Below are 21,737 nucleotides of genomic sequence, written 5' to 3' on the forward strand. Positions count from 1 at the left end.
GCCAGGGCGCCACGCTCGCTCTCCACGGCCAGGTCGAGGGCGCGGTGGTTGGGCAGGGTCAGGCTGGAGACCAGCAGCGGGCGGCCCAGGTCGTTGACGTCCACCACGCGCACGCCGTCGCGGTCGTTGGCCAGGTACACCAGGCTGCCGAGGGTTTCGAGGCCCAGCACCGGCTGGTCGAGGCGCAGCTGGGACAGGCGGATCGGCCGTTCCCACAGCCCGATGTCGTAGATCTCCAGGCCGGCCGGCATCAGGAAGCGGTTGGAGCTGGTGGGCGCGGAGCCCGCCTTGACGCCGACGAACAGGGTGTCGCCCACCACCTGGGCGGCGCCGATCTGCATCGGCGGGTAGTTCGGCAGCACGATGCCCAGGCCCTGCGGCAGGGTGTAGGACAGCGCGCCGACCTTGACCTCGCGGGTGCTGGCGCCGCTGGGGATGCGCAGGAAGACGTCGTAGATGTCCGGGTCGATCACGCCCGGCAGGATGAAGTCGAAGTCACGCTGGGTCTCGACGTCGTCCTGCAGGTCGATGGCGGCGCGGCCCGGCTCTTCCACGATGGGGCTGCGGCCGGTGTAGATCTCGGTGGCGCCATGGCGGGCACGCAGGACCACGCGGGTGCCCGGCAGCAGCACGTCGGCGGACGCGTTGATGCTGACGAGGGTGCCGCCCTTCTTGCTCGCGGAATCCGGGCTGATGCGGTACTTGACCTGGTCCAGCGCCTGCTCGGCGCCGATCACCAGGGCGCCCAGGTAGTCCTCGCGCAGGCCGCCGTCTTCCAGGCGCAGGTGCCACTGGCCGGGGCCGAGGGGCAGCATGTCGAGGGCGTTCGGGGCGATTTCCAGGCGCTCGGTGCTGACCCACTGCAGGGCCACCGGGTACTGGTTGACGTAGCCCTTGACGGTGCTGGAGAAGCCGCTGCCGTTGATCACCACGCGGTCCTGGGCGCCACGGTGGAAGCGGGCGTTCTCCAGGTTGCGGATGCGCGGCTGGGTGGCGCCGGCGGCGGCCACCTTGAAGTCCACCTGGTACGGCGCCCACAGGCCGCCGCCACGCAGGTTGCGCGCGGAGGCCAGCTGCAGGCGCAGGCTGGCGCCGGCGGCGGGGGTGAAGCGCAGGGTCACGCGGGTCGCGGACTGGCCGTCGCCGCCCACGGCCTCGACGCTCGGGGCCGGCAGTTCGCGCTCGCCGTTGCTGATGTCCAGCAGGCGCAGGGCGCCCGGGGCACGCAGGGATTCCAGGGTCACCGGTTCGTTGAAGCTCAGGCTCAGGGCCTGCTCGCTGGCCGGGATCACACCGCCCTGGGCGACGCCGGCGTCCAGCACCAGGGCGCCGGGCAGCTCGAGCACGGTCAGGCCCTGTTTGCCGGAGCCGGCCACCAGGCGGTTGTTGAAGAGGTCCAGGGCTTCGATGCGCTCCTGGTTGCCGGCGGAGACCACGCGCGGTTGCAGCGGCTGGGCCAGGTCCAGCACCACCACGCCGCTTTCCGCCGAGACGAACAGCAGGTTGCCGGCCATGCGCAGGGCGATGCCGCGGCCGGCGACGGCCTGCAGCTGCTTGTCGAGGGTGACCAGCACGCGTTCTTCGGGCTCGTCGCGGTTGACGATCTCGACGCCGCGGCCGCCTACGGCCACCACCAGGTAGCGGCCGTAGACCAGCGCGTCCTGCGGGTTGGCGGTGAAGCTGTAGACGCGGGTCTGGCTCGGGTCGAACAGGTTCAGGCTGCGGATCTCGCCTTTTTCCAGATCGGTGGCCTTGGCCAGGGTCTCGTCCCAGCCCGGGCAGTTGACCCACTTGGCGCCCTGCACCAGGCCGCCGCTGAGCAGCCAGCCATTGTCGAGCTTGAGCAGGCCGGCGCCTCTCAGGCCTTCCGGCGCCGCGACCCGCACCGGGTCCTCGCCATCCTGATAGTTCAGCGCGGCCAGGCCGAGGCCGCTGGAGCCACCGATCTTGAAGGCACAGGTATCGCTGTTCGGCGGGTCGACATCCACCGAGGCGGTGGCGGCGAACAGGCCGTCGCCCTGCTTGACCAGGCGGCTGACGAGGCCGCTGAGCTTCTCTTCCTGGATCACCTGCAGGCCGTTCTGCTCGTCCAGGTTCAGGCGGGCGACGCCGCCATTGCCGCTGGCGATGTAGAGGCGCTTGCGCCAGGTGTTGCCTTCCCACTCGCGGGTCGGGGCGATCTGCAGGGAATCGAGGCCGAGGGTGAAGTCCTGGGCGGCCTGGCGGTCGAGCAGCTCCTGTTCTTCTTCGGTGGGCTCCATGACGCCACTGGCGAGGAAGCCATCCGACAGGCGCTTGGAAATGGCCATGGCCTGGGTCTTCAGGGACAGGCGCTGGGCGTCGCTCGGCAGGGCCGGCGAGCCGCCCACCAGCAGCGGCTTGGCGGGGTCCTGCACGGAGAAGGTGGCGGCGCGGTAGTTCTCCGGCAGCCAGCCGCCGGCGGCGAGTTTCTGCTGGCCGTAGCCTTCCACCATGAGGCCGCCGTTGCTCACGGCGACGCCGGTGTCGCGGTCGATCCACAGGTCGCTGGGGAAGATCAGCGAGGGGTGCAGCTCGGCCAGCTTGCGCAGGCCGTAGCCGAAGCTGCGCTCGCCGTTCAGGCGGGCCTGGTTGCCGTAGCGGTCTTCACCCAGCACTTCCACCTTGCCCGGGGCGCCACGCGGGGTGGTGACGCGCATGCGGCTGGTGGAGAGCACCTGGATGCGGCCCACCGGCAGGCCGCCGAAGCGCACCTTGAGGCCGTCCATGACGCTGTTGCCGGGTTCGAAGCCGTCGCCGCTGATGGTGACGCTGGTGTCGCCTGTGATCGGGCCCCAGAGCGGCGCCAGGGCGTCGAAGCGGATCGGTGCGTCCACCAGCAGCGCGCCCTCGAGCACGGCCTGCTGCCAGAGCCCGTCGCGCAGCACGGACAGGGTCAGGTTGTACTGGCCGGGACGCGGCATGGCCGGGACGCTGACCTTGAGCACGGCCGGGGCGGTGTCGCTGTCGCGGGTGACGCCTTCGATCTGCAGGGCGCGGTCACCGGCGAAGAGGCGCACCTGGGCCAGGTTGGCCGGGATGCCGCGGGCGCTGACGGTGATCAGGCTGGTGGTGTTCTGGGCGATACGACGCGGCACCACGGCTTCCAGGCTCAGGGTGTCGTCGCGGGCGCCGCGGTAGGTCAGGCCGACGCGCTGGTCCTGGGCCAGGCGCTGGAGCACGACGATGTCGCGCTCGGACAGCGGCTTGACCGAGGCGATGCCGGCCTTGGCCAGCAGGGTCAGGCGGTCGCCGGCCTTGAGGGTGTCGGCGACGCTGGCGGCCAGGGTCAGGCGGGCGTCGTTGTTGAGGATCTGCACGGTGGCCGGCAGGGTCTCGCCCTGGGGCCCGAGCAGGCTGAACAGGGCGGCGTTGGACGGGTAGAGGTCGATGGCCTTGTTGAAGCGGGCGATGACCTGCAGGCTGCCGTCGACCTGGCGGTCGAGGATGCCGTTGCGCGGGTCGACGGTGTGCAGCTTGAGCACTACGTCCGGCACCACCTGCAGCACGCTGCCCTTGGCGTCGACACCACCGGCGTGGGCGGCGTATTCGCTGGCCACCACGCTTTCCACGGTGCCGCCCTCGGGGGCCTGCATGCTGCGGCTGGGCTGCGGGCGCAGCGGGTCGGTGACGTCGATGCTGAGCACGCCCTTGTCGCCACGGGCCACATAGAGGGTGTTGCCGTTGTAGTCGAGGTCGTAGACGTAGCCGATGTCGTTGACGCGGGCGACCACCTGGGGACGGTTCGGGTCCTGCAGGTCGACCACGGCGACGCCGCTGGCGCCGGCGGCCACGTAGGCGTAGCGGCCCTGGAGCACCACGCGGGTGCCCGGCAGGTCGAGGTGGCCGAGGCGCTGCAGGCCCTGGCCGCTGCTCTGGCCGTAGACCTGGAAGCCGCCGCTGCCGTTCTCTTCCTTGCTCAGCAGGCGGTTGTTGGGGAAGTCGAAGGCGCCGCCCACGGTGACCAGCAGGCCGCTCTCGCCGGCGGCGGCGTCGCGGGTGGCGACGTCGAGCATCGGCATGCGCGGGTCGCTGGCCAGGCTTTCCACCAGGTAGGTCTTGTTCGGCAGGAAGGCGTCGACCACGCCCAGGCCTTCCTCGCCCATGGCCAGCAGCACGCGGGCGTTGCGCACCCGCAGGCCGCGCACGGCGCTGGAGGGTAGCTCCAGGGAGCCGATCAGGGTGGTGCGCGACGGGTCGAGGCTGTCGAAGGCCACGGTGAACAGCTGCGCCGCATCGGGCTTGCCGCCGGCCAGGTGCACGGCGGTGATGTAGACGCGGTCGGAGCCGCGCTCGAAGTAGGGCTCGACGCCGACGGCGATGTAGCCGGACGGCAGGCTGATGGCGGAGATGACGCGGTCGTCGCGGCCATCGCGGTTGCGGTCGATCAGGCGCAGCAGGTCGTCCGGGTTCAGCGGCTTCTGCGGGTCGGCGGTGTAGTTGCCGGCGTTGAGGTCGTAGACCAGCACGCCGTTGCTGCCCTGGGCGGAGAACAGGTAGCTGCCGCTGGGGTCCAGCGCCAGGTCGTAGACGCGGCCCTTGTCGCGGATCTGCGACTGCGGCGGCTGCTGGAAGGTGAAGGACTGCGCCAGGGCGCCCTGCTGGCCGTTGGCCAGGCGCACGCGCACATCCACCGTGCCGATGGGGCCGGGCGGGGTGATGACTTCCAGGGTCTCGCCGTCGAGCACCTTGAACTGCTCGGCGAGGATGTCGCCGAAGCTGACGGTCATGGCGCCCAGTTCGCTGCGGAAGCCCTGACCCTTGATCAGCACGCGGGTGCCGCCGTTCAGCGAACCCTGTGCCGGGGACAGCGAGCGCAGCAGCAGCGGCTCGACGAACTGCACGGCGCCGACGCGGGTGGCCTTGCTGCCGTTGCCGGCCACCACTTGCAGGCTGGCCGGGCCGGGCAGGCTGGCCGGTGCCTGGACGCGGTAGCGGGCGCTGCCGTCGGGCAGGGATTCGGCCAGGGTGCCGGTGGCGGTCTGGCCGGAGACGGTGAACTGCGGCTGGCCGGTGACGCCGGACAGGCGCACGTCGATCTCGCCGCCACCGACGTCGAGCATCGACGGCCGGCTGTCGAGGATGGCCACCTGGGCACCGCCGGCCAGGCCGCTGCGGAAGTGGATGGCGTGTTCCATCAGGCCACGGCTGCGGCGGCTGGCCAAATCGCCCTTGAGGATGAGCTGGTGGCTGGCATTGGCCAGCAGCGCCTGCTCGGGGACCAGGATCAGGGTGCGCTGGTCGGCGCTGCGCTGCAGGGCGAAGGGCAGGCTGACGGCCGGCTGGTCGCCCTGGGCGTCGCGCTGCAGGACCAGGAACTGGCGCAGCTGCTCGTCGCTCATGGCGCCGAGGGAACGGGTGAAGCGCAGCACCAGCGGGCTGTCCAGGGGCACGCCGTCGGCCTGGTCGCGCGGGGTGGAGCCGACCAGCTCCAGCGTCAGCAGATCCACCAGGCCGAGGTGGGAGACCTTGCCGCCGGTGGCGTCGCCGCGCAGGGCGAAGCCGGCGATGCCCTGGTCGGTGATCACCAGCGGCTGGGTGCGCCAGGGCTTCTTCAGCAGGTTGTCGTAATCGTCCGAGTAGTCGGCGGCACGCACGCAGTAGGGCAGGCTCAGGGCGTCCAGCAGGCCGATGTCGGCCGGGCGGCTGAAGTCGTAGAAGCCCAGGTAGGCCTGCAGGCCCTTCTCGCAGGCGGCGAGGTCGTCGCTGCCGGTGTAGGTCAGGTTGAGCCCGGTGGTGGCCTGGGCGGCGATGCCACGACTGTCGCCCGGCACGCTGAAGCCGCCGGAGAGGTAGCGGCCCTGCTCGCGGATGAAGGCCGGGCGGCTGGCGTCGTAGAGGTTCAGGCCGTTGCCGGTGGCGAAGCGGCTGCCGTCGGCGGTGAGGCCGATGTAGCCGCCCACGCGGGATTCGCCCAGCTGCGGCAGGGACGGACGCGACAGGTCGAAGACCACGCGGGCGCCACCGTTGACCACGTGCAGGCTGTCGCCGATGACGGCGATGTCCTGGACGTTGCCCAGGGTCTGCACGCGGCCGTCGATGCTGGCCTGGGTGATGCGGCGCACCACGGTCGGGCGCAGCGGGTCGGCGACGCTGACCACGGCGATGCCTTCGGCGGTGGTGGAGACCAGCAGCAGGCCCTGGTGGGCGACCACTTTCTCCGGCACGGCCTGGGTGAAGGGCAGCGGCAGGCTGTAGCGGATGCCACGGTCCTTGCCCGGCGGCTGCTCGGTGAGGTCGTCGGGGTCGCGGATCTCGCGGTCGTAGACCAGCAGCACGCTGCGGCCTTCGTATTCGGTGTCGATGTAGGGGAAGTCGTAGCCGCGGCCCACCACGTAGAGCTGCTTGTCGGCCAGGGCCATGGCGCTGGGCTTCATGTCCTGCGGCAGGTTGTAGTAGCCCAGGCCGTGGCGTGGCGCGGCTTCGCCGACCTTGGCCGGGTCGTATTTCACCAGGCTGATCCAGCCCGGGGCGTAGTAGTGCTCGAGCTGCTCGCGGCTGAAGACCTGGTTCGGTGTTGGCGAGCCCTTGCCCAGTTCACCTCGGCCGAGCACGTAGAACATGTGCAGGTCGCTGTCGACGGCGAGGTCGACGATATGGCCCGGCGGCAGCTTGAGCGGGTCCGGCACGTAGTCGGTGATGCCGCCCTTCTCCAGGGTCTCCAGGCGCTTGTCGATGACCTCGGCGGACATCGGCTTCTCGGTCTCCAGGCCGCGATCAAGCTGCAGGCGACCGTAGAACAGGGCGTTGCGCTGGACGTAGTGGCGGCCGAGTTCGTCGTCCAGTTCCAGGTCGATGAAGCCGCGGTAGCCCTTGCCGTTCTCGTCGCGGAAGTCGGGCACCAGCAGGCTCATGCGCTCGGCGCTGTAGAGGCGCAGATCGCCCGAGCCGACCTTGATGACCTTCTTCTCGGGGTTCGGCTCGCCGCTCTTGTAGGCGGTGAGCGTCAGGCCTGCGTGGAAGCCCTTGCCGACCAGGTCGACGCGGTCGTTCTTGCCGCTCTGGGCGACGCGCACCACGGCCGGGGCCAGGTGCGAGATGGACAACTCGTCGACGAACACGAAGCCGCCGAGCACGGTGTCGGAAAGACCGGCCTCGGTGTACAGGCTGACCGCCGCCGGGCCCGGGTAGTTGGGCACGGTGCGGGCGTAGAGGCTGATCACGCCACTGGCGGCGTCGACCGCGCGGCGCTCGATCACCAGCGGCTCGCCACCCACCAGCAGGCGCGGCTGGTCGCCGAAGTTGAGGCCACGGACGATGAGCTCGGTGCCGCCGCGCACGTCGCCGACGTTGACGCAGGCGCTGCGCTCGGCGCTTTCGCGGGTGCAGATGCTCTGGATGTCCGGGTAGGCGGCATCGGCCGGCGCGGTGCTGAAGCTGAAGACGTAGTCGGCGGCCAGCGGCTGCCCGGTGACGGGCGTGAGCCCCTCTTTGATGCGCACGTAGTAGCGCTGGCGCGGCTGCAGGCTCTGGCCGTCCTTGCGGGTGAGCTGGATGCGGCGCTTGGTGGTGTCGCTGCCACGGGCGGCGAAGGCCAGGTCGAACAGGCCGGTGACGTCGCGGCCCACCTGGGCATCGCCTTCGAGCACCTGGACGAAGTCGGCCAGGCGGGTCTGCTCCGGCAGCACCGCCGACAGTTCGATGAGCATGGCCGGCAGCTGGGTGCTGACGTCGTTTTCGCCCACCTGCGGGTTGTGCTGCAGCACGGTGAGGGCCGGCAGGTCGATGCGACCGATACCGCCCTTGCCGGCGGCGACCTGGATGGCGCCACGGGCCAGGGTCACGCCACGGATGGCGAAGTTGTCGGGGGTGGCGTTGCGCTGGACCATGACCGGGACGCTGGCGTCCAGCCCGCTCTCGCCGATGCGCGCCAGGTCGAGGATCTGCACCAGGCTCTGGGTCGGCTTGTCTTCCTGGTCGGAGAGCAGCTCGGTGACGTAGGCAAGGTTGCCGGAGACGTGCACGTCGTAGAGGCCATCGGCGGCCTGGTCGGGGCGGTGCGGCTTGATCTCCACCACTTGCACCAGGCGCGGCTGGTCGGGCTCGCTGATGTCGATGCGGGTCAGGCGGGCACTGTCGCCGCTGCCGGCCATGTCGGTGACGTAGAGCTGGTTGCCCACCAGGTGCAGGCGGTTGGCCACGCCCAGGGTGTCGATGCGCGCCACCTGGGGCATCGCCGGGGTGCTCAGGTCGGCGACCACGACGCCCTCTTCGGAGGCGGCGATGTAGGCGTAGTGGCCACGCACCTTGACGTCGCGGGCAAAGCCGTTGGGCTTGATGTAGCCGACGTGGTAGGGCGCGGTCATGTTGGTGATGTCGATGACCTGCACGCCGCCGGCACCGTTGGCCACCAGGGCCAGGTTGCCGCTGCGGGTGAGGCCGTAGACATCCGGGTAGGGCATGTCGACGCGGCCCATCATCAGGTAGGGCAGGCCGAACTGGCCGTCGCCGTTGCGCTGGCCGAACAGCAGCAGCTCGCCGGCCTTGTTGTCGAGGTACAGGGCGCCGGTGCCTTCGCTCGGGGTGTCGCCGCCGTGCCAGTCCTTGCGGATCTCTTCGCTGAACTGGCTGACGAACTGGCAGGCCGCGTCGCCCGACTGGCAGCTGCCGGCATCGGTGACGCCGGACTTGCCGGCCAGCACGATGTTCTCGTCGGTGACCAGTTCGCCGATGGTGCCGCTGAAGATCTCGGCGGCACCGTTGAGCAGCGGCGAGTAGGCGAAGTAGTCGCCCTTCTGGTTGCCCTGGGTCTCGTCCACCGCATCCATGATGTAGATGCCGGTGCGCGCCTCGGGCAGGCCGCGCAGGGCGTCCTCCTTGCCCAGCAGGCCGAGGCCCTGCTCGATGCGCAGCGGGTCGACGCTGGCCCAGGCGGCGATCATCGCGCCGCTGCGGTCGAGGGCGCGGTACTGGTCGATGGCGGTGTAGTGCACGCCCTTGGCCTGGGCCTGGGCACCGGCCTGGGGCGCGATGAAGCGGCGCTCGCTCAGCGGCCAGCCCATCTCGTGGTAGGTGTCGCGGGTGACGGTGTGGTTCGGCGTGACCACCTTGGTGAGCACGTGCAGGCGCTCGTTGCGCAGGCCGGTGCGGCGCAGCACGTTGCCCTGGCTGAAGTCGGCCCAGTAGATGTAGTAGTGCTTGTCCGGGTCGCTGACCGGGGTGGTGTCGCCCGCCTGGCGCTGGTCGTCGCGGAACAGGGTCAGCGGGTACTCGTCCGCCACCTTCCATTCGCCGGCGTCGTTCTGGTATTCGCGGCGCCAGAGCATGCTGACGTCCTGGATGGCGCCGCCCATGTCTTCGACGGACACCACCGCCCGCAGGCTTTCGCCCATGGTCAGTACGTCCTTGTCGATCGGGTAGAGCACGGCGAGGCGCGGTACCACGGTGTCTTCGAGCTTGCCGACGCGCACCACCTGGGACTCGCCCGCCTGGCCCAGCGCGTCGTAGGCGATGGCCTGGACGGTGAAGCCCTGGACGCCCGCCGGGGCGGCGAGGCGCGCGCGGTAGACGTGGTCCTGGGCGTGGCTGCCGACCTGCTGGCCGTAGCTCTGCTCGGTGGTGATGACCGGTACGCCGTTGACGTAGAAGGTGACGTGGTCGATGCCCTCGGGGCCGAGGTCGTCGAAGGCCTCGACGAAGACTTCGAGGTCCTGGCCGTCGATCACCACGGCGTTGTCGTTGTCGGGCTTGACGATGCGCGCCTGCGGCGGTTTGTCGGCCTTGATCAGGATGCTGCCCGGCAGGTCCACCATGGCGGACTCGTAGCCGTCGAGGTCGCGGGCCTTGGCGCGGAAGCGCAGCACCTGGTCGACGCGGCCGGTGGGCACCTTGAAGTGGAACTGGTAGGGCGCGGCGGAATCCTCGCCCAGGGCCTGGTACTTGGGCGTGGAGCCGGCCGGGCCGATGGCGTAGTAGAGCGCGGCGGCGTCCACCCCGACCTCGGGGTCGCTGGCCTGGACCTGGACGACCACGCCGCGGCCCTCGGTCAGCTCGGTGACCTCGCCCATGGCGAAGCCGCGGGCATCCAGCAGCTTGATGGCGTTGACCTCCGGCGGCTGGTTGCGCAGCAGGTTGACCGGGATGATCTCCTTGGCTTCGTTGCCGGCCGGGTCGCGGGCGGTGATCTGCAGCTGCATCGGCAGGGATTCGGGCAGCGTGTCGGTGCGGCCCAGGTAGTCGGCGATGCTGGCCACCGGCAGGCTGCCGATATAGGGGCCGGTGAGCAGCAGGCGATCGGAGACACGCTCCTCGGGGGCGAAGGTGCCGTCGCCGTTGCGGTCGACGTACAGGCCCAGGCTCACCGAGCCGACGCGGACGTTGTCGCTGACTTCCAGCTGGTACGGAAGGTTGCGCTTCTCGGCGATGCTGGCGCCGCTGGCCAGCGGCTGCTTGACCAGCAGTTGCGGTGCCTTGTCGTCCTTCAGTACGCGCACGCGCACGGCCTGGGGCGTGCTGACGCTGCGGCCCTTGCCGTCGGCGCGACGCTCCAGGGCGCTGGCGGTGAGGCTGAGGTCGGTGCCGGCCTGGCCATAGGGCACTTCGACGAGGAATTCGTAGGGGAAGACCATGTCGGTGAGGCTGCGGTCGCCGCCCTTGAGGCCGCCGATGTTGAGCACCACGCGGTCGATGCCGACGTCGTCCACGGCGTTGATTTCCACCAGCAGCAGCTGGCCTTCGGTGGTCTCGCTGTTGTTCTGCGGCGCGCCGACCACCACGCTGGGCAGCTGGTCGCGGGTGACTTCCACCGTGAGGTGTTCCTCGGCGCGGTGGGCGTCGAGATCGCCATGGGCGACGCCGTAGGTGTCCACCGCTTCCAGGCTGAGCTTCACCTGGTTGGCCTGGGGGTTGTCCGGGTCGAAGGCGGGCATCGGCACGGAGAAGTTGTAGGGCGACTGGCGCAGGCGCATCTCGTAGGGCGGCTGGCCGTTGCCGTAGGTGGCGCGCAGGTGCACGTACTCCACGCCGACGTCGTCGAAGGCCTTGGCGTTGACGTACAGCGGGTTGCCTTCCACCACCTTGGCGCCGGGCACGGGCTCGACGACGTCGATCACCGGGCGGGCGTCGATGTTGATCGGGTAGCTGTTGGTGAGCACCGCGTTGTTGGCCGCGTCGAAGCCTTCCAGGCGCACGCGCACGCTGACCCGCTCGATCTGGTCGCTGGTCAGGCCGAAGGCGCGGACGATCTCGGCCAGGCGGTCGACGTGGATCAGCTGGCTGTATTCGGGGGTATCGATGTCGACCGTGGTGACCGGCTCGTAGTCCTCGGAAGGGATGCCGTCGATGGTGCGTACCACGGTGAAGGGCTGCTCGCGGTCCTGGGCTTCGCCACGCACGCGCACCGAGTAGCCGCGCGAGAGCACCAGGCGGTTGACCTTGACGTTGTCGAAGGCCTGGTAGACCAGGGTGAAGTCGCTGTCCTCGATGGCGCCGAAGCCGAGGGTGGGCCGCTTGAACAGCAGTTTCGGGCTGATGGTATCGGCCATCACCTTGATCTTGCGCTCGAACAGGCCGACCGCACCGTCGGAGTCCTCGACCTGGGCGGTGAGCTTGAGTTCTTCGTTATGGCGGATCAGGCCCTGGGGCACTTCCAGCACGAAGGTGCGCTGCATCGCGTAGGGGCTGTCCTTGCGGCCGAAATCGTCGGCCATGGACTTGTCGTAGCGGGCATGGATGCTGTCGTGGATGCTGGCGAAGGCGGCATCGACCACCTTGTCGCCACCGGTGACGCCGTCGCTGGAGCCGATCACCGGCAGCGGCACGCCGTTGGCGAAGACCTTGAGGCGGCTGGCGGTGAGCTTGCGGTCGTCCGCGGCCACCAGGCCGACGCGGATGCGGAAGGTGCCGGCGGCGATCTCCTGCTCATCGCCCGGGGCGGTGATGCGCACCTCGGGGACCATGTTGGTCAGCGGGTGGACCAGGATGGTGCGGTCGCTGACATGACCGTAGGTGTCGGTCAGTTCGATGCGGTATTCGGTGGGCTCGCTCTGGTCGAAGAGGACCTCCGCCTGGTCGGCGGCCTGCAGCGGCGGCGCGGCGGGGCAGTTGACCTGGAAGCCGCGCTCGTAGACCACGGCGGCGACGCTGCCGTCGCGCTTGAGGCGCAGGATGCGGTAGGTGGCGAGGCCGGCGTCGTCGCGCAGGTCGGTGTCGAGGCGGAAGCGTTCGTTGATCCGCACCCAGAATTCGCCGTAGTTGATGCGCGCCGGGTCGGTGAGGGCCTTCTCGTACTTGCCGTCCACCCAGTAGGTGTTGAAGCCGGTGAGGCTGAGCTGCGGCTTCTCGTTGGCGGCCAGCGGGTAGCGCAGGCTGTGTTCGGTGGTGCGACCGCTCCAGTCCTCGGCCACCAGGGTCAGCTCCAGTTCGCCGCTGGAGAACTCGCGGGGCACCCGGTAGGGCAGTTGCAGGGCGCTCTGGCCGAGGTAGGTGCCGAGGTCGTGGACGACACGGCCACGGTTCTCCAGCAGGCGCAGGCTCTTCAGGCCGAGGCTGTCGTCGCCGAAGGTGGTCTTGAGGTCCAGCTGCTGCATGGGCACGGCGACGGAGCCGGCCACCGGGCTGACGATGCGCGCCTGGGGCGCCTGCTCGTCGACCCGCAGGGGCTGTTGCAGCAGGGTGCCGAGCACCAGGTCGCCGCGCTCGTGGGACAGGCGGTCGGTGGCGTGGCCGATCAGGCTCAGGCTGGTGCTCTGCACTTCGGCGGGCACCGGCAGGAGCAGGTTGTAGCGTTCTTCCGCACGGCTCTGGGCACCGCTGTCGCCCACTTGCAGGAAGGCGGTCTGGGCATTGCCGTCGAGGCCGTCCTGGAGCAGCAGGTTGATGACGTTGCGGCCCGGTACGCGGGTGCCGCCGTCGGTGCTGACGTTGGCCTGGGAGGTTTCCAGCTGGGTGATCTGCAGCTCGCGGATGAAGGCGGGCGCGCCGGCACGCGGGCGCAGCACCAGGCGGGTGACGTCGGGGCCGCCCAGGGCGGCGAGGTCGAGCAGGCCGCCGACGGCCTGCACGTCGCGCAATTCGGGGCGCACCTGGCAGAGGCTGCGGGAGAAGGTCTCGACCTGCCAGTTGCTGGTCTGCGTGCCCAGCTTGAGCAGGCGCGGGGAGCCGAGCTGCTCGTTGCCGGAGAGGATCAGGCGGCCGTCTTTGACCTGCAGGAAGGGCTTCTCGTTGAGCAGCAGGTCGCCCTGCCAGCCCTGGGCCTCGGGGTAGGCGATGCTGATCAGCGGGCTGTTCTGCTGGCTGGTGGCGTCGACCTTGGTCAGGCCGCGGATGTCGCGGGCACCGCCCAGGTCGCGCAGGGAGCTGGCCGCCAGCAGGTAGCGGCCGGTGCTGGCGGGCGCGCCGTCGTTGAAGTCGTCCTGCACGACCAGGCTGCCACGCAGGGGCATGCCGCGCTGCTGCTGGGCGGAGGGGGTGCTGTCCTTCCAGCTGAGCAGGGGCGCCTGGTCACGCTGGACCAGCAGCCGGCGGGTCACCTGGCTCTCGTTGCCCAGCAGGTCCTTGGCCTTGACCACCAGGGTCAGGCCGATGGGCTCGGCCTGGGGCCGGTAGCGTTCGATATCGAGCAGGTCGTTGGCGCCGGCGGCGGGGACGCTGACCTGCGGCGTGCTGAGGCCTTCGGCCTTGGCCACCAGTTCGTCGCGGCCCTGGTCGTCGAGCAGGCGCACTTCGTAGGAGGCGACGGCGGTGTCGTCCTGCAGGCTGACCTGCAGTTTGGTCTTCTGCCGCTCGAAGAGGCGTTCGGTGGGGGACTGGATGTTGATCTGCGGGCCGGTCTCGTCGCCGAGGACCTTGATGTTGATGGCCGGGGAACGGGTTTCGTTGATGCCGCGGTCACGGGCGCGCAGCACCAGCTGCAGCACCTTGCCGGCGTAGCGGCGGCTGAGCTCGGGGGTCAGGCGCAGGCGGCCGTCGAAGTCGGCGTAGAAGCGCTGGCCGACGAGGATGGCGCCGATGGTGCCGGGGTTGGGCACCTTGACGGTCTCGACACGGTCCTTGCGGCTGAACAGTTCCCAGGCCACGGCGTGTTCTTCGCGGGTGTCCGGGTCGATCAGCAGGGGGTCGAGGCTGTCGACGTACTGGTTGTCGCCGGCGCTGCCCTGGATCTGGAAGTTGGTGCCCGGCGGCAGGCTGAAGTCGCCTTCCGGCTTGCTCAGCTGCAGGGTCGGCGGCTCGGTGTCGTCGATGATCTCCAGCTCCAGCGAGGCTTCGCTGACCTGGTTGGCGCTGTCGTAGGCACGGACGGCGATATCGGTGTCGGCCCCGGCCTTGTTGGGCACGCGCAGGGCGGCGCCGACATAGCCTTCCTGGGACTTGGCCAGGTCGCTGCCGCTGACGGTCTTGAGCACCTGCACCTGGCCGCCCTGGCGCAGGATGAACTCGACGCGGCTCACCTGGCGGTCGTCGGTGACCAGGGCCTGGGCGGTGAAGGCTTCGCCCTCGTACAGGCGCGAACCGGGTGCCGGGGCGCGGACGGCGATCTTCGGCGGCTGGTCCTTGCCGATGGGGAAGCGCCAGAGGGTGGGATCGGCGTCGTTGCCGTACTGGTCACGGCCGCGCAGTTCGATCACCAGTTCCTGCTGGTCGGAGGGGACTTCCATCTCGAAGCTGTCTTCGAAGCTGGCGACCTGCTGGGCGCCGGTGAGGGCCTTGGAATACAGGGTGCGGCTGCCGCTGAGGGCGCTGAAGGCCACCAGGCGGGTGTCGTCGACGCCGCGCAGGCGGACCTGGATGCGGTTGCCGGCGTAGAGCGGTGCGCCCTGGATCGGCGAGACCACGGCCAGGCGCGGGCCGAGGGTGTCGGCCATGACCTGCAGGGGCAGTTCGCGGTTGTCGCCCTGCTGGCCGCCGTCGTCGATGGCGGCGACCTTCAGGCGCAGGGCGCGGTCCTGGTTGCCCAGGTTGAGGGGCTTGAGGTCGATCACCAGGCGGTTGACGGTATCCGGGCCGATGACGAGGCCACCTTGCTGGTCGATGCGCTTGTGCCACAGCGGTGCGCTGCCGCCTTCGGCCCAGAGGCTGGCTTCGAGTGCGTGCACGGCGCGGTCGTCGTGGGCGACCACGTCCACCTGCAGGCTGTCCTGGCTGTAGACGCGGCTCTGCACCGGGTTGAGGCCGCGGACCTCGGGCTTGGCGTCGTCGGCGATGCCGATCAGCACCTTCACCTCGCTGTCGTTGCCGGTGCCATCGGTGGCCACGACGCGGATCGGATAGCGGTCGTAGCGCACGCCGTCGAGGTGCTTGAACTTGGGCGCCGCCACCACCTTGAGGGTGGAGAAGGCCTTGAGGGCGCCAGGGATGGCCTGCACCGAGAGGCTGCCATCGGCGCTGCTCAGGTGGTCGTTGGGGTTGCCGGTGAGGTAGAAGCCGACGCCTTCCTGCTTGGCCACGCCGTAGAGGTCCAGGCGCTCGACGCCGACGTTGTCGTAGCCGGTGACCTTGAGCACGAAGGTGCTGTCTTCGACCACCGGGGCCAGGTCGTCGCCGGCGTCGCTGACGGTGATGGAGGGTGAGGCCAGGTTGATGACCGGGTCTTCCTCGTCCTTGCCCAGGGTGACGTTGACCGGCGCGCTGCGGGTCAGCTGGCCGGCGCTGTCGATGGCCTCGGCGTGCAGGGTCAGGGGGGTTTCCTTGTCCACGCCGGCCGGCGCCTGGTAGATCACCGCGAAGGGCGCCTTGAGGTCGGTGCCCGCCAGCTTGCCGTTGACGTAGAAGTCGACCTGGCGCAGGCCCAGGTCGTCGGTGGCGTTGGCACGCAGCTCGACCGGCTGGCCGGAGACCAGGTGCGCGCCTTCCACCGGGTGGCTGAAGGATACGGTCGGCGTCTGGTCGCCCTTGACCGGCAGGGTCAGGGGCTCGGAGAGGTTGGACTGCTGGTGCAGGTCGACCACGCGGGCGCGCAGTTCCAGGGTGCGGCCGAGCCAGTCCTGCTTGATCGGCAGCTGGAAGCTGTGGCTGGTGCTGCGCAGGCCGAGCTTGGTGCCGTCGTAGTCGCGGTCCTGGTGGCGGTAGGACTGCACTTCCTCGCCGTTGACCAGCAGGAAGATGTCGGTGCCGCCTTCAAGGGTATCGTCGGTGGCTTCGACCGTGACGCTCACGGTCTGGCCCACGGTGGCGATGCTGCCGGCCGCGGGCTGGGTGATGCGGGCGGTGGGCCGCTGGTTCTCCAGCACGCGCAGCAGGCGGGCCGGGGCGTCGACCACGGCGCCGTTCTGCGCGTGCACGCGGGCGGAGAGCGCCATGCTGGTTTCCCGCAGGGAGATCTCGGGCACCTGGAGGGTGACCTGCCAGACCTCGAACAGCTGCTTCTTGCTCGGGTCGCTCTCCAGCGGGCGCTGCTCGAAGATGGGGAAGCGGGTCTCGCCGACCTTGCGCCCGTCGATGAAGTATTCGACCTGGCTGATGCCGCTCTGGTACTCGACGTCCGGCAGTACGCCCAGGTTGACGCTGATGGCGGCGCGCAGCGGGCTGTTCTCGACGACGCGCTGGGCGTCCACCGGCGATTCGAAGATGAACTCGGGGGCCTTGGGATTGCTCTTGGCGACGACCTGCACGGCGCGCTCGGGGCTGCTCTGGCTCTTGCCGGTTTCGTCGAAGGCCACGGCGCGCACGCGCAGGGTGCGGCCTTCCAGTTCCTGCTCGATGGGCAGGCTGAGGGCGTAGGGCGGGGACAGGCGGCGCCCGACCATGGCGCCGTCGAGCCAGAACTCGACGCTTTTCACGCCGACGTCGTCGCTGGCGCTGGCCTGGAGTTCGAGCACCGAGCCGACGGCGATGCTGGCTTCGGGCTGCAGGTCGACGGCGGGGGCGGCGTCCTGGGCGGCGACCGGGAGGTCGACGCCGATGTCCGGGTAACGCTGCAGGCGGGCGTGCAGCAGCATCGGGTTCTGTTCGGGCACCTGGGCACGGGCGCGCAGTTGCAGCTGGTCGTTGCGCTCGAGGATGCCTTCGCTGCCGTTGGGCAGCTGCAGCTCGACGGCGAGGCTGTCGGCCAGGGGCGACTCGCTGCCGTCGTCGAATACCGCGAGGATCGCCGGCAATGCCTGGAAGTCGTTGAGGCGCGGCAGCACCAGGGGCTGGCCGGCGGCCTGGCCTTCGAAACGCAGGGCGGTGAGGCGGCGGCTGTAGTCGACCTTCACCGGCAGGCTGACTTCGGGCAGGCCGGGGTAGCTCACATAAACAAAGACCGCCTCGGAGGCGGTCTCTTGCAATGGGTAGACAACGCCTTCGGCGCTGACCCAGACCAGGTCCGGGTTGGAGGAACGGTAGCTGATGCCGTTGCCCAGCCCGGCCAGGGGGGTCGGCCCGCGGAATTCGAAGTCGACCTCGGGAACCAGGCGGGCCGACTGCAGGGCGTCGCTGAACACCAGGCGATCGGGGTGCACGGCGATGGAGCGGGCGGCTTCCTCGACGCTCTCGCCGATGAAGCGGATGTCGGAGAAGCTGCTCTGGTTGCCGGAGGCATCGACGGCGACCGCCTGGACCATGACCAGGGCGTTGCGCGCCACTTCTTCGGCGCTCAGGGGAGCGTCCAGGCGCTGGCGCAGGCTGTAGCGCTGCTGGCCGTCGACCTTGGGGAAGACCCGGCGCGCTTCGGGCATGCGCAGGAAGGCCTTGCGCTCGGCCTGGCTGACCACGCCGCCGGCGGCGCGCAGGTCGGAGGCGCGCAGGCCGGTGAGGGACAGGCTGAGGTAGCTGAGGTCGATGTCGTCCTGGGCGTCGAAGCTGGCCACCAGGTACTGCTCGCCATCCTGGCTCTCGATCGCCAGCTGGGTGAGTTCCAGCTGCGGGGCCACGGCTTCCTGCTGGAAGGTCTCGCTGTAGTCCTGGATCCGGCCGTCGGCGTAGATCAGTTTGACCGCCGGCTGCAGGACGTCGCCGCCTTCGAGACGGAAGCTGAAGGAGCAGGCGACGCTGGAGTCGGTGTCACGCGTGGCATCGGTCGGCAGGAAACGCTTGCCGCTGGCGGGAATGCTGACTTCGGCCAGGTCACGGCAATCATCGAGGGAAAGGACGTAGTCGGCGGCGTTGCCGGTGGAACCGAGGGCGGAGGCGGTGCGGATGTCTATTTCGGATGCAAAGGTTTCAGGGGCCGCTAGCGCGATCAGCGCGGCGAGCACCCGGCGAAACCCTGTATGGCGGCATCCTTGCAGCATCTTGGGGGAAAAGTTCCATTTATTTTGCGCATTCAGGCGTAGGACTTCGATAGCCTTAGCCTTTCCAATGGCAGAATGCTATACACGGAAAAATCTTATTTCAAGATAGGTACAAATGCCGAACAGGCATAAACGGTAGGGAACGTGATCGGCGTCAAATATCGCCATCATCCGTCACCACCCGTCCTGACCCGGCTTTGCACCCGATAGAGCAATGGATAGTATTGCCGCGCCATCACAGGGAAGAGTCCATGGCCACCATCCTTCACACGCTGACCCAGCTCGCAGCCACACGCGCGGTAAAGCTGTCGGCGCTGTCCCTGTGCTCCCTTCTCATGCTCGCCGCCCTGACCTGGCACGGCCTGCAGCTGCGTGCTGCGCTGCAACCGCCGGTGCTGGCGCCCAGCGCGATGAACGAGCCCGGCCCGCAGGACGGGCCGACGCCGCTCGGCAAGGGGCTACTCGGTTTGTTCGGGTCCAGCGCCGAAGCCGAATCGGTGGCGGCCGAAGCGCTCGAGAAGCTGCCCGAGAGCAACCTGGACCTGCAGGTGTCGGCGATCTTCTTCATGGCGCCCGCCGAGCAGAGCACGGTGATCCTGGAAGACGGCGATCGCACCCTCATTCTCAAGCCGGGTGAAGAGGTGCGCCCCGGCATCGCCGTGCAGCGCATCGAAAGCCACCGGATCACGCTCAAGCGCAATGGCAAGCTGGAGCAGATCAGCTTCCGCGGCTTCGGCGAGATGCCCGGCAGCAGCCCGGCGCCGGAAAGCCCCATGCCCGTCGCCCAGAACATCGAACCGGTGACCGACACCCTGGCCAGTTCATTGCCTGCCACACCGGAGCCGGCGGTGGCGAGCCAGGGCGTACCCACCGCTTACCAGCAATACATTCAGCGCAAGCTCGCGCAGAACAAGTAGTCGAGTGAGAGAAGTGTCCACCAGAGCCCCGTCGTGCCTGCTGCTCAGTCTGTGCCTGCTCGTCCCCTTCGCCAGCGCCCACGCCGAGGACAAACCGGTGGCGGCCGAGGCGCCCGTGGCGGCCAGCGATGTGAAGATCAACATGCAGGACACCAACATCCGCTCCTTCATCGAGTGGATCGCCAAGGCGACCGGCAAGAATTTCATCATCGACCCGCGGGTGACCGGCAAGGTGACGGTGATTTCCAACGAGTCGATGAAGCCGGAGGAGGCGTACCGGGTCTTCCTGTCAGTGCTGCAGGTGCACGGGTTCTCCGCCATCGAATCGGACAGCGCGGTGAAGGTCATCCCGGACGCCAACGCCAAGCAGAGCGGCGTGCCGCTGGTGGACGACGACACGCTGAACGATGACCAGCAGGTGGTGCGGGTGATCCGCACGCAGCACGTGCCGGCGACGCAACTGGTGAACATCCTGCGGCCGATGGTGCCGCAGGTGGGGCACCTGGCGGCTTACCCGGACAGCAACGCGCTGATCATTTCCGACCGGGCCTCCAACATCAACCAGCTGCTGAAGCTGGTGTCCGAGATCGACCGGGCCGGGCAATTCGAGATCGACGTGATCCCGCTGAAGTTCGCCAATGCCAAGGAGCTCTCCAGCATGCTTGGCAACCTGGTGCCCCAGGGCGGCGGTGCCGAGGGCGCGAGCAAGATGAGCGTGTCGGTGGATGAGCGCACCAACAGCATTCTGATCTCCGGCGACCCGAGCAAGCGCCAGCAGTTGCGCGATGTGCTGGCCAACCTGGATCGCCCGGGGAACATCATCCGCGACACCCAGGTGATCTACCTGCATTACCTGAAGGCGTCGGAGGTCGCGCAGATCCTGCAGAACGTGGCCACCAGCCTGCAGAAGCAGGACAAGGACGTGGGCATCAGCGGGGCGGAGATTTCCATCCAGGCCAACGACACCACCAACGCGCTGGTGATCAGCGCGCCGCCGGCAATCATGAAGACCGTCGAAGGGGTGGTGCAGCGGCTGGACATCCGCCGGGCGCAGGTGCTGGTGGAGGCGGTGATCGTCGAAGTCTCGGACAACAAGGTCAACGAGCTGGGCGTGCAGTGGAAGACCTCGGACGGGGCCATCGGCGGCGACGGCTTCTTCGGTGGCTTCAAGTCGTCGCTCAAGGGCAATGCGATCGACTCCTTCCCGGGCGGCAACCCGGCCAAGCTGGATGCCGGTCTGAGCCTGGGCTTCTACAGCAACGGCTCGCTCCGGGCGCTGATCCGTACGCTGTCCACCGACGACTCGATGAATATCCTCTCGACGCCGAACCTGGTCACCCTGGACAACGAGGAAGGCAAGATCGTGGTCGGCCAGAACGTGCCCTTCGTGACCGGCAGTTCGACCAGCGCCTCGAACCCGTCCACCAACCCCTTCCAGACGATCGAGCGGCAGGACGTGGGCATCACTCTGAAGATCAAGCCGCAGATCAACGAAGGGGACTCGGTGACCCTGAACGTCTACCAGGAGATATCCAGCGTCACCAACGACACCAGTGCCGCGGACATCGTGACGAACAAGCGTTCGGTGGAAACGCGGGTCCTCATCAAGGACAACATGACGCTGGTACTGGGCGGCCTCATCTCGGACGAGGTGAGGGACTCGGGCGACAAGGTACCCTTCCTGGGCAAGATCCCGATCATCGGGCAGTTGTTCCGCAGTGACCGCAAGGAAGTGAACAAGAAGAACCTGATGGTGTTCATCAAGCCGACCATCATCAATGACTTCGACCATGCCGACCAACTGACCGAAGGCAAGTACAACTTCATCCGGGAGCGCCAGCTGCGTTATGCCGACCAGGACATCGCGAAGGGGGTACCCACGCTGCCGGAACGCATCAACAGTGCGGAGAAGGAGTTGAAGATCAAATCCGTACCGCTACCGCCGCAATGATTGATTGTTGAAGTGAAGCCACCTGCGGGTGGCTTTTTGTTTGGCGGTTCGATGGTGCTGGCCTGGTTATCCGGGCTGGTGGGTGGGGAGCGGCGAGGGACGCCCGTTAACTCATCCAATTTGCGGAGAGGGCGATTGGGAAAAGCGACTTGAGGGACTGGTTGCTCATCTGCCTGAGATATCTCCTGGTTGGAGCCAAGTGGATCTGGCAACACTTCGGGAGTTGAGCCGGGTGCGCATCCATGAGACCTGCACCAGTGGGTGCGAGTATCGCGGCGACCGATTCTTCTGCTGCATAAATGCAAAAGGCCACCCTAGGGTGGCCTTTTTGTTGCGCGCAGTTCCTGTCGATCACACTGCCTGTATAGCCCGGACTTCTTTCCGTGGGCTGTTCCAAGGTTAACCATGAGGGTCCATTGAGATAGCAGCCCTAAGATCTGCCTGGCGGCGCAAGTCGCCCCTACAGTCGCCCCGGCGAGCCGTTGCCGCTGCACCTGGCTGGATCAAGGGTTGTTCCAAGCCAGCGCCGCAGACACCTCACATCGCCCGGCGGATTTTCTCAGGCGCAAAGTCAAACCCCCGACCTTCTTACGAAGATCGGGGGTTTGGTATAGGTGCTTGACGATGACCTACTCTCACATGGAGAAACTCCACACTACCATCGGCGATGCATCGTTTCACTACTGAGTTCGGGATGGGATC

Annotated in this window: 3 protein-coding genes, 1 rRNA gene and 1 pseudogene (1 of these 5 only partly in view); 3 read left to right on the forward strand and 2 right to left on the reverse strand. The window is 68.5% G+C overall.

Annotation, left to right across the window (positions count from 1 at the left end):
- Positions 1–18,131, reverse strand: the 5' portion of a protein-coding gene (locus WFQ67_RS29695) for an Ig-like domain-containing protein (RefSeq protein ID WP_337058960.1). The gene continues 24,754 nt to the left of window position 1, outside the view; 18,131 of the gene's 42,885 nt are visible here — the first part of the coding sequence; its start codon is at positions 18,129–18,131; the stop codon falls past the left edge of the window.
- A 287-nt stretch (positions 18,132–18,418) separates the two neighbouring features.
- Between WFQ67_RS29695 and WFQ67_RS29700 the strand changes: the two genes are divergently transcribed.
- The 3 genes and pseudogenes from WFQ67_RS29700 to WFQ67_RS29710 form a co-directional block, all read left to right on the forward strand.
- Entirely contained in the window at positions 18,419–19,084 is a 666-nt protein-coding gene (locus tag WFQ67_RS29700) for a type II secretion system protein N (protein WP_337058961.1), read from the forward strand.
- A 13-nt stretch (positions 19,085–19,097) separates the two neighbouring features.
- Positions 19,098–21,035, forward strand: coding sequence for a type II secretion system secretin GspD (gene gspD / locus WFQ67_RS29705; protein ID WP_213627261.1), 1,938 nt, complete (start codon positions 19,098–19,100; stop codon positions 21,033–21,035).
- Between the two features lie 214 nt (positions 21,036–21,249).
- A pseudogene (locus WFQ67_RS29710) lies at positions 21,250–21,315 on the forward strand (6-carboxytetrahydropterin synthase QueD); the annotation flags it as partial.
- Between the two features lie 336 nt (positions 21,316–21,651).
- On the opposite strand, the gene rrf reads toward WFQ67_RS29710, so the two are convergent.
- Positions 21,652–21,737, reverse strand: a 5S ribosomal RNA gene (gene rrf, locus WFQ67_RS30595); the annotation flags it as partial.

Origin of the sequence: Pseudomonas sp. USHLN015 (assembly GCF_037153275.1) — a bacterium.
Lineage (GTDB): Bacteria > Pseudomonadota > Gammaproteobacteria > Pseudomonadales > Pseudomonadaceae > Metapseudomonas > Metapseudomonas tohonis.

Coding starts and splice junctions, on each gene's coding strand:
- WFQ67_RS29700 (WP_337058961.1), top strand. CDS start 18,419: ATGGCCACCATCCTTCACACGCTGACCCAGCTCGCAGCCACACGCGCG.